Raw genomic sequence first — 15,760 nt, 5'->3', positions numbered from 1 at the left:
CGGGCCGCAGATCGCGCTGCTGGCGCTGTCGGTGCTCTTGGTGGCTGCCGCCAGTGTGGTGACTGCGCCGCTCTGGCAATGGCTGCTGAGCGCAGCCGGCTTGCTGGCCGGTGCGGCCGCGATCTGGCATGAGCGCCGCGCCCGCCGCCGCTTGCTGCCCCAGGGCGGCACGGCGCTCGGCCAGCCGCTGGGCATGCTGTACGCCGCCGTCGCCTTGCTGCTGGTGGGCACGATGACGGAGGTGTTTGTACCCTATCTGCTGCAGCACCTGCATGGCCTGCAGCCTTTGACAGCCGGCTATGTGACGGCCTTGCTTGCGGGCGGCTGGTCCGTGGCCTCGGTGCTGTTCTCGGGCAAGAGCGGCCGGGCGGGCCGGGCGCTGATGCTGATCGGACCGGTGCTTTGCACCTTGGCCTTGGTGGCCTTGGCGCTTGCGATGCCCTGGCAGGGGATGGCGGCCCTGGTGGTCTGCGGCATCGCGCTGGCCGTGCTGGGATTGGGGGTGGGCATGGCCTGGCCCCATGTGCTCAATGCCATCATGCACAGCGCCAGTGCGCAGGAGGCCGACAGCGCCGCCTCGGGCATCACGACGGTGCAACTCTATGGCATGGCAGTGGGCGCAGCGCTGGTGGGCCTGGTGGCCAATGTGCTGGGGCTGACGGCGCTGGCCGAACCGGCAGCGCTGGGCCGCTCCGCGCTCTGGTTGTTTGCGGTGTTTGCGCTGTTCCCGGCGCTGGCGGCCTGGTCGCTGCGGCGGTTTTTGCGCCGTGCTGCAGCGCTCTGAGGCATAAAAAAACAGCGGAGCCACCTGGGTGGTCTCCGCTGTTGTGGCGGTGCTGGAGCGGCTGTTTAGCCTAGCAGCAGCGCATCATCGGCGAGCTTTTCGCCGCGCACCTTCTCGAACATCTGCAGCAGATCGGGCACGTCCATCTGGGCGCGCTCCTCACCGCTGACGTCGAGGACCACCTGGCCCTGGTGCAGCATGACGGTGCGGTCGCCCACGTCGAGCGCCTGGCGCATGCTGTGGGTCACCATCATCGTGGTCAGCTGGCCTTCCTCGACGATGCGGGCGGTGAGCTTGAGCACAAAGTCGGCGGTGCGCGGATCGAGCGCGGCGGTGTGCTCGTCGAGCAGCAGAATGCGCGAAGGCTGGAGCGCTGCCATCAGCAGGCTGACGGCCTGGCGCTGGCCGCCCGAGAGCAGGCCGATGCGGTCGGTCAAACGGTTTTCCAGGCCCAGGCCCAGGGTGGCGAGCTTTTCGCGGTAGAGCGCACGGTTGGCTTGCTTGACGGCCTTGGACAGGCCGCGAAAGTTGCCGCGCTCATGCGCCAGGGCCATGTTCTCTTCGATCGACAGGTCTTCGCAGGTGCCGGCCATCGGGTCCTGGAACACGCGGGCCACCTTGTGTGCGCGGTCCCAGACGGGCTTGCGCGTCATGTCTTCACCGTCGATGACGATGCTGCCCGAGTCGACCATCAGGTCGCCGGAGATGGCGTTCAAAAAGGTCGATTTGCCCGCGCCATTGGAGCCGATGACGGTGACGAACTGACCGGCGGGAATATCCAGCGCCATGCCACGCAGCGCGCGGGTTTCGATCGGGGTGCCGGGGTTGAAGGTGATCTTGAGGTCTTTTGCGCTCAGCATGTCTCTCTCCTTGTCAGTGCTTTTTCGCAAAACGACGTTTGAGCTGGGGGATGACCAGCGCGATCGTGACCAGCAAGGCGGTCACCAGGTTCAGATCCTGGGCCTTGAGGCCGATGAAATCGCTGTTGAGTGCCAGTGCAATGAAGAAGCGGTAGACGATGGCGCCGAGGACCACGGCCAGGGTGGCCCAAATCAGCTTGCGCGAAGGCAGGATGGATTCGCCCACGATCACTGCTGCCAGACCGATCACGATGGTGCCGATGCCCATGGAGCTGTCGGCGCCGCCCTGGGTCTGCGCAAACAGTGCACCGGCCAGGCCGACCAGGCCGTTGGAGACCGCCATACCCAGCAGGATCATGCCGCCGGTGTTCACGCCCTGCGCGCGGGCCATGCGGGCATTGGTGCCGGTGGCGCGAATGGCCAGGCCCCGTTCGGTCAGGAAGAACCAGTCCATCGCCAGCTTGGCCAGCACCACAATCGCGCACATCAGCAGTGGGCGGAACACATAGTCTTCGATGCCGGCCGGCTGCAGCTGGTTGAAGAGGGTGGGGTCGTTGATCAGCGGCACATTGGGGCCGCCCATGATGCGCAGGTTGATGGAGTACAGCGCGATCATCATCAAGATGGAGGCGAGCAGGTCCATGATCTTGAGCTTGACGTTGAGCCAGCCGGTGATCAGGCCAGCCACTGCGCCGGCCAAGGTGGCGCCGATGGTGGCCAGAAACGGGCTGTAGCCGCCGGTGATCATCACCGCGCAGACGGCCGCGCCCAAGGGAAAGCTGCCATCGACCGTCAGGTCAGGAAAGCGCAGCAGGCGAAAGGAGATGAACACACCGAGCGCGACCAGCGCAAAGATCAGGCCGATCTCGATGGCTCCCAAAAATGAAAATAAGGTCATGGAGTTTTCTTATCAGAGCTAGTCCGGATAACAAACAAGCCCCGCTTCTGGCGGGGCTGCGTCTTGTCACCCCCTGGGCTGTGCGGGTTGCACAGCCACAGGTGAGGCGGCATCCATCACTGAATGACTTTGGCAGCCGACTTGATCAGCTCGTCGGACAGCTTGATGCCTTGCTTCTCAGCGGCACCGGGGTTCACATGCAGTTCCATCTTGCTGGAGACTTCGGTCTTGATGTCGCCGGGCTTTTCACCCTTGAGGATACGCGCCACCATGCGGCCGGTCTGCTCGCCCAGATCGCGGTAGTTGATACCCAGGGCCGCCACGGCGCCACGGGCGACGGAATCGGTGTCCGAGGCCACCAGCGGCAGCTTGGAATCCTGGCCGACCTTGACCAGGGCTTCATAGGACGACACCACGTTGTTGTCGGTGTTGGTATAGATCACATCGGCCTTGCCCACCAGCGAGCGCGCTGCGCTGGAGACATCGACCGAGCGGGGCGCGGCTGCTTCGACCAGGGTCATACCCATCTTGGGCAGCAGCTCCTTGAGTTCCTTGACCACCACGGCAGAGTTGGCCTCGCCGGGGTTGTAGACCATGCCCACGCGCTTGGCATTGGGCACCACTTTCTTGAGCAGCTCCATCTGCTTGTCCAGCGCCAGCAGGTCGGAGACACCGGTCACGTTGTTCTTCGATGGCTCCCAGCTGGGCACCAGCTTGGCGGCCACGGGGTCGGTCACCGCAGAGAACACCACCGGCACGGTCTTGGTGGCGGCGACGACGGCTTGGGCCGATGGCGTGGCGATGGCAACGATGGCATCGGGCTTGTCACCGACAAACTTGCGGGCGATCTGCGCGGCAGTGCCAGGGTTGCCCTGGGCGCTTTGGTACTGCCACTTGAGGTTCTTGCCTTCTTCGAATCCCTCGGCCTTGAGTGCCGCCTTGACGCCGTCGCGCACGGCGTCCAGCGCAGGGTGTTCCACGATGGCCGTCACGGCCACCGATTTCTGGTCTGCTGCCTGTGCGGGCGCGATGGCCGCGATTGCCAGTGCCACTGCGCCCAAGGGGGCCCAAGCCAATTTCTTCATGCGTATATCTCCGCCAAATATGTTGAATTGCGTTTGCAGCACTGCTGCTTGATCCGCCCCCTGTAACAACAGGTGGCAAACAGGTAGCAGCAGTCTACACCCCACCACCCATGGGATGACACATTTGTGATCTATGGGATTGCCCTAGTTGCAGCCCTGCCTGAAAAGCTGTGTTGGCTTGCGCAAGTGGGCGCATGCTTGCAGCTAAATTTCATTTAATAGTCTTTTGAATCAATAAAAATGTGTTTGGCTGAAAAATATGCAGCGCTCTGGCAATAAAACTGTGCCTGAAATTTGGCCTGCGGCAAGCCTGTGACCTGCCGATTTTGCGCACCCAGGGTATTCACCGAGGCGGGGCTTCCTGGTCGGGCGCGGCCCATTGCAAGGCGGCCTTGAGCAGGTTCTGGCGTGTCGCCAACTGCTCCAGGGCTGTGCGCAACTCCGGCTCCAGCTCGCTGCGGCGGCTCAGGATGGAAAAGGACTTGGGGCCGGGTCCTGCCACCATCGCCCATTGGTAGTGGGGGTCGAGTGCCACGACGTAGTAGCTGACACCAAAGGGCCCGAAGCGGCTGATGCTGAAATGCACCGGCATCGGCAGCTGGTAGTGGCTGCTCAGCGCGGCGCCCTTGGCATCGACCGGGGCCATATAGTCCTGCCGGCGGTCCCAGCGGTTGGAGAGCGGATCGTAGGAGGTGGCGATCACCCGCACGCCGCCGTCGTAACGTTGCAGGAACTCATAGCGCTCGCGCGTGCGCAACGCATCTTGCGGCTCCTCGACCTTGGCGGCCTTGTACCACAGGCCCATAAAGCGCTCCAGATCGAGATCGGTGGCCGATACCAGAGGCGCAGGGGTGGGCGCTGCTGCGGGCGCGGATGGCGCTGCGGCCTTGGATGCTACAGGTGCAGGGGGGCGCTTGGCGCGTTTGCTGGGCGCTGCGGGCGCTGTGCCGACGGCCGCAGGGGCTGCGTGGCTGGCGCTGGCCCAGACCAGACCGGCCAGCAGTGCACACACGAGCTTGCGAAGAAGAGGGGTCTGGGCAGCACCCGCTAGATCCCGGACCTGGCAGGGCCCGGGTCGGGCTGAACGGCGGGAAAAGCGGGACCAGACAAACATAGGCCATTGTCCGCACGCCCGTCAGGGCGCGCTTGTCGGCCAAATTCGGCAATCCATTGCGGGCCGGCCCGTGTTTGCCCTGCCATGGAAACCCGAGCAAGCCCGGTCTTTACATGCCCGTGTAGTTCGGTCCGCCGCCGCCCTCGGGCGTCACCCAGACGATGTTCTGGGTCGGGTCCTTGATGTCGCAGGTCTTGCAGTGCACACAGTTTTGCGCATTGATCTGCAGGCGCTGGGCGTTGCCGCCCTGGCTCTCGTCGGCCACGAACTCATAGACCCCCGCCGGGCAGTAACGCTGCTCGGGGCCGGCGTACTGGGCCAGGTTGATCTGCACCGGCACGCTGGCATCTTTCAAGGTCAGGTGGGCGGGCTGGTCTTCGGCGTGGTTGGTGCCGCTGATGAAGACGCTCGAGAGCCGGTCAAAGGTCAGCTTGCCATCGGGCTTGGGGTACTGGATAGGCTTGCATTCCGACGCAGGCTTGAGGTAGGCATGGTCGGGCTTGTCGCGGTGCAGTGTCCAGGGCATGTTGCCGCGCAGCACAAACTGCTCCAGGCCGTTCATGATCGAGGCGGTGACCAGGCCCTTCTTGAACCAGCTCTTGAAGTTGCGGCTCTTGTTGAGTTCTTCGTAGAGCCAGCTCTTTTCAAACGCGGCCGGGTAGGCGCTCAGCTCATCGCCCTGGCGGCCAGCGGCAATGGCTTCAAAAGCGGCTTCTGCGGCCAGCATGCCGGTCTTGATGGCCGCGTGGCTGCCCTTGATGCGGCTGACGTTCAGAAAACCGGCATCGCAGCCCACCAGCGCGCCACCAGGGAACACGGTCTTGGGCAGGCTCATCAGGCCGCCGGCGGTGATGGCGCGGGCGCCATAGCCGATGCGCTTGGCCGGCTTGATGCCCTTGGACTCATCGCCTTCGAGGTAGTAGCGGATGTTGGGGTGGGTCTTCCAGCGCTGCATCTCCTCGAACGGAGACAGGTAGGGGTTGGAATAATCCAGACCGGTGATGAAGCCCAGGGTGACCTTGTTGTCATCGAGGTGGTAGAGGAAGGCGCCACCGTAGGTGTCATTGTTCATCGGCCAGCCGGCGGTGTGCATCACAAAGCCGGGCTGGTGGCGCTGCGGATCGATCTCCCAGAGTTCCTTGACGCCCAGACCATAGGTCTGCGGGTCCTTGCCCTCGTCGAGCTTGAACTTGGCGATCAGCTGCTTGCCCAGGTTGCCGCGCGCGCCTTCGGCAAAGATGGTGTATTTGCCATGCAGCTCCATGCCCAGCTGGAACTCGCCGGTGGGCTCGCCGTTCTTGCCGACGCCCATGTTGCCGGTGGCCACGCCCTTGACCGAGCCGTCGTCGTTGTAGACCACTTCAGCGGCGGCAAAGCCGGGGAAAATCTCGACGCCCAGGGCCTCGGCCTGCTCGGCCAGCCATTTGACGACAAAGCCCAGCTGCACGATGTAGTTGCTTTCGTTGTGAAAGCAAGGGGGCAGCAGCCAGTTGGGCGTGCGCAGACCAGATTTTTCGCTGAGGAAAATCATCGCGTCTTCGGTCACCGGCTGGGTCAAAGGCGCGCCCTTGGCTTTCCAGTCGGGGATCAGCTCGGTCAGCGCGCGCGGGTCCATGATGGCGCCCGACAAGGTGTGGGCGCCAGGCTCGGACCCTTTTTCCAGCACGACGACGGAGACATCGCTGCCTTTTTCCGCTGCCAGCTGCTTCAAACGGATGGCCGTGGCCAGGCCGCCTGGGCCGCCGCCGACGATGACAACGTCGTACTCCATCGACTCGCGGGGGCCATATTGGGCCAGTATTTCTTCGTTGGTCATCGGGGCTCCGTACAAATTCTTTTCAAGCGGGTGGCAGGCATGCGGCAGATCTGAGCCTGGGTTGCATGCAGTGCCATGGATTTTATGAGGATGTTGCAGTGCGGTAACCGCCCTGATCCTAGGGTTAGCCCTAGATTTAGGCGCTTCTCCGCTCTGATTTCTGAGACAGGGGCTTTGTGCCTGTGAAAGTCGGCGACAAGGCGCTGTCGCCGGCGTTCATGGACGCACCGTAAGATGCGAGTCTATGAAAATCTTGCTGCCTGACCACAAACGCTGGGTTCATGACTCGGTGATGGACGTTCGCTGGGGAGATATGGACAGTCTGGGCCATGTCAACAACACCGTCTATTTTCGCTACATGGAAAGCGCGCGCGTGGAGTGGCTGCGCTCGACACGCGACACGCCCCATGGCGCGGGCCAGGGCCCGGTGGTCGTCAACTGCTTTTGCAATTACCTGCGGCAGATCGAGTACCCGGCCCAGCTGGTTGTGAAGATGTATGTCAGCGATGCGGCGCGCACGGCCTTTGAGACCTGGTACCACATTGAGAGGCAGGATGCGCCCGGCGAGGTCTACGCCAGCGGCGGCGCCACCGTGCTGTGGGTGGACTTTGCGCGCCAGAAGGCGGTGGATCTGCCCGACTGGATGCGTGGCATGGTGGAAGGCTGATAACACCGGATTTTGCTGCGGTTTGCTGATGTGCGATGCGATATTGCGATGCAGTGTTGCTATGCAATGTATAGCAAATTAAAACCTGTGGCAGTTTTGGGGTTGGTCGGCGCTCGGGCGCCATGCCATGCATCCCGCGCAGGCATGAAAAAGCCCGGTGAAGGCCTTCCCTGGCGGGAAGTCTTGCACCGGGCGGCTCTGGGGCCGAAGCGGATCAGTGGCGTGGCAGCGCGTAGGCGATCACATAGTCGCCCCGGTCGGGCGAGTTGCGTGCGCCGCCGGCCGAGACCAGCACAAACTGCTGGCCCGTCACCGGCGATTGGTAGCTGATGGGCGTGCCCTGGCTGCCCACGGGCAGGCGGGCTTTCCACACTTCCTGGCCGGTGCCGGTTTCATAGGCGCGCAGGTAGTAATCCTGCGTAGCGGCGATAAAGACCAGACCGCCTTGCGTGGCCATGGTGCCACCAATGGTGGGCATGCCAATGGGGATGGGCAGACCCATCTTGATGCCGAAGGGGCCCGTGTCCTTGACAGTGCCGACCGGCACCTGCCAGGCGATCTGCTGGGTCTTCAGGTCCACGGCAGTCAGCGTGCCGAAAGGCGGCTTCTGGCAAGGGATCTCCAGCGGCGACATGAAGCGCACCTTGGCGTTGATCGCGTAGGGCGTGCCATCGAGCGGCACGGGCTTGGTGATCGCGGCGGCCTCGTTGCCGTCGGACTTGGCGCCGGCGTCAGCCGGGTCGGCCTTGATCAGCTGCACTTCCAGGCCCACGCGCATGTCGTTGATGAACAGGTAGTTGTTGGTCGGGTCGACCGAGATGCCGCCCCAGTTCATGCCGCCCAGCGAGCCGGGCAGGTTCAGCGAGGCATCGGTGCCCGGTGGCGTGAACAGGCCGGTGTAGCGCTTGGATTTGAACTTCAGGCGGCACAGCAACTGGTCAAACGGCGTCGCACCCCACATGTCGGATTCGCGCATATCGTCGGCGCCGATGTTGGGCATGCCCACCGAGAAGGGCTGGGTGGGCGAGTAGGTCTCGCCGTCGATCTTGCCGGCGGGCACGCGGCGCTCTTCCACCTGGGTCAGCGGCTGGCCGGTCGCGCGGTCCAGCACAAAGATCTGGCCGGCCTTGGTGCCAAACACCAGCGCAGGCGTGGTCTTGCCAGCGGCGCCGGGGAAGTCCACAAACGAGGGCTGCATCGGCACATCGAAGTCCCAGAGGTCATCGTGCACGGTCTGGTAGACCCATTTTTCCTTGCCGGTGCTGGCATCGACGGCCAGCATCGAGGCGCCGTACTTGCGGTCCAGCGCGGTGTGCTTCACACCCCAGAGGTCGACTGCCGCGCTGCCCACGGGCATGAACACGGTGTTGGACTGCGGGTCGTAGGACATCGGTGCCCAGACATTCGGGGTCGAGCGCACATAGGTCTTGCCGTCGGCAGGAGCGGCCTGGTCCTCGGGGTTGCCCGGGTCAAAGGCCCAGCGCAACGCGCCCGTCACCACGTCAAAGCCACGCACCACGCCGCCAGGCATGTCGGTGCTGACGTTGTCGGCCACGCGGCCGCCGATCACGATGGTGGTGCCGGCCAGAGTGGGGGCAGAGGTGGGGTAGTACTCGCCCTTGTCGGCACCCTTGCCCATGCCATTGCGCAGGTCCACGCGGCCGTGGGTGCCAAAGTCTTCGCAGAAGGCGCCGGTGTCGGCGTCAAGCGCGATCAGCTCGGGCGCCACGCTGTTCATCAGAATGCGGCGCTGGCAGGCGGCGCCAGGCGCCACGCTGACAGCTTGCACTGGCGTTGCACCGGCCACGCTGGGTTGGCTCAGGGGCTGGCCAGCGTCAAAGTAGGCCAGGCCACGGCAGCGCATCCATTTTTTCTGCTTGGCATTGATCTCGGTCTTCCACAGCTCCTTGCCGGTGGTCGCGTCCAGCGCGATCACATTGTTGTGCGGGGTGCAGACAAAGACCTGGTTGCCGATCTGCAGCGGGGTCAGCTGGTCTTCGGCGCCACCACCGCCAGGGCTCACCGGCACATCGCCGGTCTGGTAGCGCCAGGCTTCTTGCAGATCCTTGACATTGCTGCGCGTGATCTGGTCCAGCGCGGCAAAGCGGGTGCCGCCCGGCGTGCTGCCATAGTGCGCCCAGTCAGCAGGTGCCTGGCCCTTGGCCACCGGTTGCAGCACGGTCGCATCCGACTGGGCCGACACCGAGGCGTGGGGCAGGAACATGCCGCCCACGGTCGCCAGGCAGCCCAGCAGCAGCAGGCCGGCCACCACGGTGGAGCCGGACTTGCCCGCTGCTTGGCCGCGCGCGCGGCGTAGCACGGGCAAGGTCAGCGCCACCAAAATACCGATACCGGCGAGCAGCAGCAGGCGCGAGACCAGGGGCCAGAAATCCAGGCCCACATCGGCCAGGGCCCAGACCGCCGTTGCCAGCAACGTCAGCGCATACAGCCAGGCGCCACCAGGGCGTGCGGCGGCAATCAGCACGCCCGAGACGATCAGCGCAACACCGCTGATCAAAAAGTACCAACTGCCCTGCAGTGCCACCAACTGGTAGCCATAGACAGCAAAGAACAGGCCCGAGGCCAGCAGGCACAGGCCCAGGAAAAGCAGCCAGGCCTTGGAAGCCAAGCCGAGTCGCGTGTTATGTTTATCCATTGTCACTATTGAAGTTATGCGAATCGCTGCATCGCCGTGGGCAGGCAGATGGCGGGCCTGGGCCGCAAGGCCAGGCAGGCCCATCGCATGGGCTGGAGAGAGGCGCGGCTTGATCTATGTCATGTCCGCGACAGCGCATTATCGGCGCGGAACAAAGCCGGGGAAGGCGGTGGGTGCAATTTTTGCCGGCGAGCTAAGCGCCGGCACTTGTAAGCAAATCCCCGTGCAGCGGGGTGTGACTGCGCTTGCGGTACCCGGTAGGACCGATCGGGCTCAGGAAGCGCTGGCCTTGGGCAGCGGTGCCTGCCAGCGCGCGACAAACCAGAAGTAAAAGCCCGCTGCGGCAAAGATGGCCGCCATCACGCCCAGCAGCAGCTGCATATCGGGGTTGTTGGCATAGGGCCCCCAGATGACCCGGCCGAGCAAAACGGCCACGACTACGGCAGAAATCAGCGCGCAACGCCGGTTGCGGGCCAGCACCCGTTTCTCGGCCTGTGCAATGAACAGCTCGGCATGCTCGCCGCTAAAGCCCGCCGCATCCAGCTTGGCCAACAAGTCTTCGCGCGACTTGCCTTTGAGAATGTCGCGTGCCAGCAGAAAACGAAGAACTTTGTTGGATGCGGAATCGGCCATGGTGTGAAGAGAAAACAGCAAGAGAGAGCATAGAGCGCCCGCAGGCGCAGGACGCCCATTGTGCCTGCCCTGGCTAAGCCCTGAACAGTGCAGGTGTGAGACTAGGGTAAACCATATAATTCGTCAATGTATCTGCAATTTATGACTAAATGACTAATTAAAACAAATAATATGACGCTTTAATATGTTCATTTTGACAATGCTTGGTTGTAACATTTGTCCATCATCCACCCTGATCAGAGAGCCTGACATGAGCGACAGAACCAGCAAAAAGACCGCCCAAACCTCCCCCGCCAGCGCTGCCAAGGCCGGTGTCGGCGACAAGAAAGTCACCATCCTGGGCGCCGGCAAAATCGGCTTTGCGATGGCGGTGCTGCTGCAGGCTGCGGGCGGCTACCAACTGCGCATTGCCGACCAGTCCAAGGCGCAGCTCAAGGCGGCTGCCGCGCTGGGCCTGGAGACCGTGCACATCGGCAAGGGCGGTGATCTGCTGCCGGCGGTGCAAGGCCAGTTTGCCGTGCTCAATGCGCTGCCTTTCCACATGGCCATCGAGGTGGCAGGCGTCGCCGCCGCCCATGGCGTGCATTACTTCGATTTGACCGAGGATGTGCAGTCCACCCATGCGATCCGCAAGATCGCAGCCAAGGCTGGCAGCGTGCTGATGCCCCAGTGTGGCCTGGCTCCCGGCTTTATCGGCATTGTCGGCAATGACGTGGCCCAGCATTTCGACACCTTGCACGACCTGAAAATGCGCGTCGGTGCGCTGCCCCGCTACCCCCAGGGCAGCCTGCGCTACAACCTGACCTGGAGCACCGAGGGCCTGATCAACGAGTACATCAACCCCTGCGAGGCCCTGGTGGATGGCCAGCCGCTGACCGTGCATGCGCTCGAAGGCTTGGAGACCTTTGCGCTCGACGGCATCGAGTACGAGGCCTTCAACACCAGCGGCGGTCTGGGCACCTTGACGGAAACCTGGGCCGGCAAGGCGCGCAATGTGGACTACAAGTCCATCCGCTACCCCGGCCACTGCGCCATCTTGAAGATCTTGCTCAACGAGCTCAAGCTGCGTGACAAGCGCGAGCTGCTCAACGAGATCTTCGACAACGCCATTGCCGCCACGCGCCAGGATGTGATCGTGATCTTTGCCAGCGCCAGCGGCTACAAAGGCGAGCGCCTGATGCAGGAGTCCTATTCGGCCCGTATCGTGGGCACCACGGTGGCCGGCCACGCACTCACGGCCATCCAGCTGACGACGGCCGCCGGCATCTGCTGCGCGCTGGATCTGGTGGCCAGTGGCGTGCTGCCGCAAAAGGGCTTTATCGCGCAAGAGTCTATCGGGCTGGCCGATTTTCTGGCCAACCGCTTTGGCCAGTACTACCGCGTGCAGGACCTGAACGCATCGCTGGCGGCCTGAGCCACGCCCCTCGCTGCCCGCCCGGCGAGTGGCTGCCAACTCCTGCCCCAAGGCGCGGCAGCTGGTCTGGCCACCGGGCCAGGGTCGGTGTGGGGTGCATACATCTATCCACTAAAAAATGGCTGCTTTCGTCCCTGGCAGGGGAGGAAAGCAGCTATTATTTTTGTAGTTTCAGAAAGTATGTGCTGTGACTAAATGCTAGTCGTTGCCCACTTCTGTACTGCGCAATAGGTGACTTGTATCAAGCAATGTCTCTGTGGTGATCGATAGCGATTGCTATGTTGCGCAAGCCAAGATAGATTGCGTCGGCTCCTCACACAAGTTGTGACGCTAGTGACCAAATAAATCGAATGGCACGGTTGCTGAAAGCGCCGCATGGCTTGCCATGCGGCTGCGGGCAGCGTTTTGCTCTTTGTGGGGCTTTTCAGTACACATGCGGCCTGCAGCATCCTTGGGAATGGGAATGCCTGGCTCAGATACCAAGGAATCGTCATATGGCAGATCACAACTCCAACGAAACGCTTGCCAGTCCGTCCCGGCGCAAGGCGCTGACCCGCATGGGCCTGGCCGCAGGCTCGGGGATGGTCTGGTCGCTGCCGCATATCGCTAGCGCGGCAGCGACGCCGCTCAAGTGCGCCGGCGCCTATACCGACACGCTGTTCCACACCCGCAATCTGACGCAGTTTGCGCGTGAAGCCAATGGCCTGAGCCAGGGTGGTCTGCAGATCGAGGTGGTCTCCAATGCCAAGCTGATGCCGATGAACCAGGTCATGCCTGCGCTCAGCAAGGGTGATCTGGCGATCGGTGAGATCTTCATGTCGAACTTCAGCGACCAGTACCCCGCCTTTGCCATCGATTCGCTGCCCTTTATCGTGCGCAGCTTTGACGATGCCAAGCGCCTGTGGGTCGCCACGCGCGAGCCGATCGAAGCGCTGCTGAAAAAGCAGGGCATTCGCCTGCTCTACACCGCGCCATGGCCTGGCCAGGGCCTGTTCTCGCGCGCGCCGGTGAACAAGCTCGATGACGTCAAGGGCCAGAAATTCCGCGTCAACAATGTCGCCTCCAAGTACATCGCCGAAGTGGCGGGTGCGCCCCCGGTCGACACGCCTGCCAATGACCTGGCCAAGGCCATCCAGGCCGGCAAGGTCGATGTCATGCTGACATCGAGTACCACTGGTGTGGACAGCCAGTCCTGGAACGCGATGGGCATCTTCATCGACATGCGCGCCTGGATTCCGAAGAACCTGATCCTGATGAGCGAGAAGAGCTGGTCGGGCCTTACCGACGGCGCCAAGACGGCGCTGGACACCGCCGCCAAGCAGGCCGAGGCGCGCGGCTGGCAGCTGGCCAAGGATGCCGACGATGCCGCGCAGAAGGTGCTGGTCGAGCATGGCACCAAGATCAGCCAGCCTTCCTACGAGCTGCGCCGCGCGCTGGACCTGATGGGCGAGAAGTTCGCCCGGGAGTGGTCGTCCAAGGCCGGTGTGGATGGTGCTGGCGCCTTGCTGAACTACTACTTCCCCAAGAAGTAAACCCTTCGCAAGTGCCCGTGGGCCTGCATGGCGGGCCACGCTGCGCCAGAGATCAAAAAACCGCCGGTGCCTGCCAAGGGCATCGGCGGTTTTTGCATGCAGGTGCGGCGATTTACTTGGCGTAGATGTTCGCGATTTCGCTGGCGAACTTGTGCATCAGCTGCGGGCGGCGCAGCTTCAAGGTCGGGGTCATCAGGCCGTTGTCGATGGTCCAGGGATCGGTGACCAGGTAGACGGCGCGCGGCACCGCATACTTGGCAAGGCCCTGGCACTGCGCGGCGATGCGCTCCAGCGCGATCTTGCGCACGGCGCTGGCCTGCAGGCTGACGCTGTTGTCCGGGTCCAGGCCCAGGCTGGTGGCCAGCTGCTTCCATTCTTCGCGGTTGACGACGGCGACACAGGCGATAAAGGGCTGGTGCTCGCCGACGACAAAGCTTTGCTCGAACAGCGGATCGGCGCAGAGCGCCTGCTCGATGTCCGAGGGAGGCACCTTCTCGCCGGTGGCCGTGACGATGATCTCCTTGATGCGGCCCACAATGCGCACTTCACCACCCACCAGCTCGGCCTGGTCGCCGGTGCGCAGCCAGCCGTCGTCGGTAAAGGCCTGGCGCGTGTCCTCCGGGCGGCCCCAGTAACCCATCATGATGTTGGGGCCGCGTGCCTGCAGCTCCTTGTTCTCGCCAATGCGCACTTCCATGCCATCGAGTGGCTTGCCGACGGTCGATGGGTCGTTGTGCTGCAGCGAGTTGGCGGTCAGCACTGGCGAGGTCTCGGTCATGCCAAAGCCCTGCAGCACATTCAGGCCCAGGCCCAAAAAGCTGTGCGACACCACCGAGGGGATGGCCGCGCCACCCGTCACTGCAATGCGCAGCCGGCCGCCAAACAAATCCAGAATCGGCTGGGCCACCTTCTTTTGCAGCAACGACCAGGGCAGCCAGCGCGCCCAGCCGCCTTGCGGTGCGTCGGTGTTGATGAGGCCATGGGCCTGGCAGTGGCGGGCCCAGCCTTTGGAGACGGCGGCTGCAAACATCGCGCGCTTGAAGGCCGACCTGGCCAGCTTTTCCTGGATCTTGGCGTAGATGCGTTCGTAGATGCGGGGTACGGAGACGAGGATGGTCGGGCGGATGCTGAGCATGTCCTCGGCCAGCAGCGCGACCGAGCGGGCATAGACCACCGTGCTGGCCACTGCCATCGGCAGGTAGTAGCCGCAGCTGCGCTCAAAGGTGTGCGAGACCGGCAGAAAGGACAGAAAGACATCGTCCTGCGTTGGCACGACGCGGCCGAGCACGGCCTTGACGTCGCTCAGCACATTGTGGTGGCTCAGCATCACACCCTTGGGCTTGCCGGTGGTGCCGCTGGTGTAAACGATGGCAGCCATGTCCTGCGCTTCTGGCGCTTGGCGTGCTTGCGATGGGGTGCTGTTGCCATCGGCCTCGGCCAGCCAGTCCTGCAGACGGACCAGGCGCGGCAGACCTTCGCTGCCGGCCAATACCGGGATGGGCGCTTGCTGCGGGTCGTCAATCACCACGCAGCGCAGCGCGGGCAGCGGCGTGCCAGTCGCCACGATCTGCTCCCAGGTCTCCAGGCGGTTGATGAGCAGCAGCGAGGCGGCCGCATCGGCCAGGATAAAGGCGATATTGCCGGGGTTGTCATTGGCATGCAGCGGCACGGTGGCGCAGGCCTGGGCCATGCCGGCCTGGTCGATGCAGATGGCGTGGACACTGTGTGTGAGCAAGGTGGCAATGCGTGCGCCGCGTGCCAGCTGCAGGCCTTGCAGCGCCTGGCCCCAGCGTGCGACCTGGGCCTGCATCTCTGCCCAGCTGAACGATTGCCAGGCATCGGTTGCGGTATCAAACCAGCGGTAGGCTTCACGTTCAGGGCTGTGGTTGCAGCGGTAGGCAAACAGCGCGGGCAGGGTGGTCAGGGCGCTGAGCTCAGGGGCCAGCGGCGCTGGAAGTTGGGCGTTCATATCTCTCTCATTCTCCTCGGGCGTCATCATCGCATTGGCGCGCCATGGTTGGGGCCATTTGCGGGCCGGATGGCCTGCGCGCTTGCAGCGATTTGCAACGAGGCGATTGTCTGCAGTGCGCGGCGGCAGCTGCAGATATTTGGCGGTGTATGCGATTTTTATACCGCATGGGTATCAATATTTGATACTTTTATTGCGCGCGCAACGGGCGAGGTAGGCAGGGGCAGCCCAGCCGCTGCAGGCGCTGCAGTCGCCGCTCAGCGGCTGCCCGAGGGCGCTGCTGGCAGGTCTTCGCGCTGGGCGGGCGCGGCACCGGGCGCCTGCTGGGTCTG

Annotated in this window: 12 protein-coding genes; 4 read left to right on the top strand and 8 right to left on the bottom strand. The window is 63.6% G+C overall.

Annotated features, from left to right (window positions below):
• The coding region (locus H928_RS32205; protein WP_021025997.1) for an MFS transporter at positions 1-784 on the top strand (784 nt) is incomplete at its 5' end.
• 65 nt (positions 785-849) lie between these two features.
• Here H928_RS32205 and H928_RS0107915 read toward each other — a convergent pair.
• The 5 genes from H928_RS0107915 to H928_RS0107895 all read right to left on the bottom strand — a co-directional run bounded on the left by H928_RS0107915 (position 850) and on the right by H928_RS0107895 (position 6,557).
• A complete protein-coding gene (locus H928_RS0107915) occupies positions 850-1,644 on the bottom strand; it encodes an ABC transporter ATP-binding protein (protein ID WP_021025996.1) in 795 nt (264 codons plus the stop codon).
• Between the two features lie 13 nt (positions 1,645-1,657).
• Positions 1,658-2,542, bottom strand: a complete 885-nt coding sequence (locus H928_RS0107910) for an ABC transporter permease (RefSeq protein WP_021025995.1) — start codon at positions 2,540-2,542, stop codon at positions 1,658-1,660.
• A gap of 116 nt (positions 2,543-2,658) precedes the next feature.
• Positions 2,659-3,627, bottom strand: a complete 969-nt coding sequence (locus H928_RS0107905) for an ABC transporter substrate-binding protein (protein WP_021025994.1) — start codon at positions 3,625-3,627, stop codon at positions 2,659-2,661.
• 343 nt (positions 3,628-3,970) lie between these two features.
• Complete coding sequence (locus H928_RS0107900) at positions 3,971-4,639, bottom strand: lipocalin family protein (protein ID WP_021025993.1); 669 nt, start codon at positions 4,637-4,639, stop codon at positions 3,971-3,973.
• Between the two features lie 211 nt (positions 4,640-4,850).
• Entirely contained in the window at positions 4,851-6,557 is a 1,707-nt protein-coding gene (locus tag H928_RS0107895; protein WP_021025992.1) for an electron transfer flavoprotein-ubiquinone oxidoreductase, read from the bottom strand.
• A gap of 244 nt (positions 6,558-6,801) precedes the next feature.
• Between H928_RS0107895 and H928_RS0107890 the strand changes: the two genes are divergently transcribed.
• The gene (locus tag H928_RS0107890; RefSeq protein ID WP_021025991.1) at positions 6,802-7,224 is read left to right on the top strand and encodes a thioesterase family protein; all 423 of its coding nucleotides are present in this window, start codon (positions 6,802-6,804) and stop codon (positions 7,222-7,224) included.
• A gap of 214 nt (positions 7,225-7,438) precedes the next feature.
• Here the strand turns inward: H928_RS0107890 and H928_RS0107885 are convergent, their stop codons facing one another.
• Complete coding sequence (locus H928_RS0107885; protein ID WP_052329829.1) at positions 7,439-9,880, bottom strand: membrane-bound PQQ-dependent dehydrogenase, glucose/quinate/shikimate family; 2,442 nt, start codon at positions 9,878-9,880, stop codon at positions 7,439-7,441.
• Between the two features lie 273 nt (positions 9,881-10,153).
• Entirely contained in the window at positions 10,154-10,513 is a 360-nt protein-coding gene (locus tag H928_RS0107880; RefSeq protein ID WP_021025989.1) for a hypothetical protein, read from the bottom strand.
• Positions 10,514-10,763: 250 nt separating this feature from the next.
• Between H928_RS0107880 and H928_RS0107875 the strand changes: the two genes are divergently transcribed.
• Complete coding sequence (locus H928_RS0107875; RefSeq protein WP_021025988.1) at positions 10,764-11,927, top strand: saccharopine dehydrogenase family protein; 1,164 nt, start codon at positions 10,764-10,766, stop codon at positions 11,925-11,927.
• A 494-nt stretch (positions 11,928-12,421) separates the two neighbouring features.
• Positions 12,422-13,459: a TRAP transporter substrate-binding protein gene (locus H928_RS0107870; protein WP_027010682.1), complete on the top strand. Its 1,038-nt coding sequence runs from the start codon at positions 12,422-12,424 to the stop codon at positions 13,457-13,459.
• A gap of 112 nt (positions 13,460-13,571) precedes the next feature.
• Here the strand turns inward: H928_RS0107870 and H928_RS0107865 are convergent, their stop codons facing one another.
• Positions 13,572-15,428, bottom strand: a complete 1,857-nt coding sequence (locus tag H928_RS0107865; protein ID WP_021025986.1) for a long-chain fatty acid--CoA ligase — start codon at positions 15,426-15,428, stop codon at positions 13,572-13,574.
• Positions 15,429-15,760: the final 332 nt, after the last annotated feature.

It is taken from the genome of Comamonas sp. B-9 (genome assembly GCF_000410635.1).
Classification (GTDB): domain Bacteria; phylum Pseudomonadota; class Gammaproteobacteria; order Burkholderiales; family Burkholderiaceae_C; genus Comamonas.
The sequence above is the reverse complement of the archived record's forward strand: the minus strand, read 5'-3'. Positions and strand labels throughout refer to the sequence as shown.

Bases quoted from the DNA above. Each gene is read 5' to 3' on its own strand.
- H928_RS0107915 (WP_021025996.1), bottom strand. From the start codon at position 1,644: ATGCTGAGCGCAAAAGACCTCAAGATCACCTTCAACCCCGGCACCCCG.
- H928_RS0107910 (WP_021025995.1), bottom strand. From the start codon at position 2,542: ATGACCTTATTTTCATTTTTGGGAGCCATCGAGATCGGCCTGATCTTT.
- H928_RS0107905 (WP_021025994.1), bottom strand. From the start codon at position 3,627: ATGAAGAAATTGGCTTGGGCCCCCTTGGGCGCAGTGGCACTGGCAATC.
- H928_RS0107895 (WP_021025992.1), bottom strand. From the start codon at position 6,557: ATGACCAACGAAGAAATACTGGCCCAATATGGCCCCCGCGAGTCGATG.
- H928_RS0107890 (WP_021025991.1), top strand. From the start codon at position 6,802: ATGAAAATCTTGCTGCCTGACCACAAACGCTGGGTTCATGACTCGGTG.
- H928_RS0107885 (WP_052329829.1), bottom strand. From the start codon at position 9,880: ATGGATAAACATAACACGCGACTCGGCTTGGCTTCCAAGGCCTGGCTG.
- H928_RS0107880 (WP_021025989.1), bottom strand. From the start codon at position 10,513: ATGGCCGATTCCGCATCCAACAAAGTTCTTCGTTTTCTGCTGGCACGC.
- H928_RS0107875 (WP_021025988.1), top strand. From the start codon at position 10,764: ATGAGCGACAGAACCAGCAAAAAGACCGCCCAAACCTCCCCCGCCAGC.
- H928_RS0107870 (WP_027010682.1), top strand. From the start codon at position 12,422: ATGGCAGATCACAACTCCAACGAAACGCTTGCCAGTCCGTCCCGGCGC.
- H928_RS0107865 (WP_021025986.1), bottom strand. From the start codon at position 15,428: ATGAACGCCCAACTTCCAGCGCCGCTGGCCCCTGAGCTCAGCGCCCTG.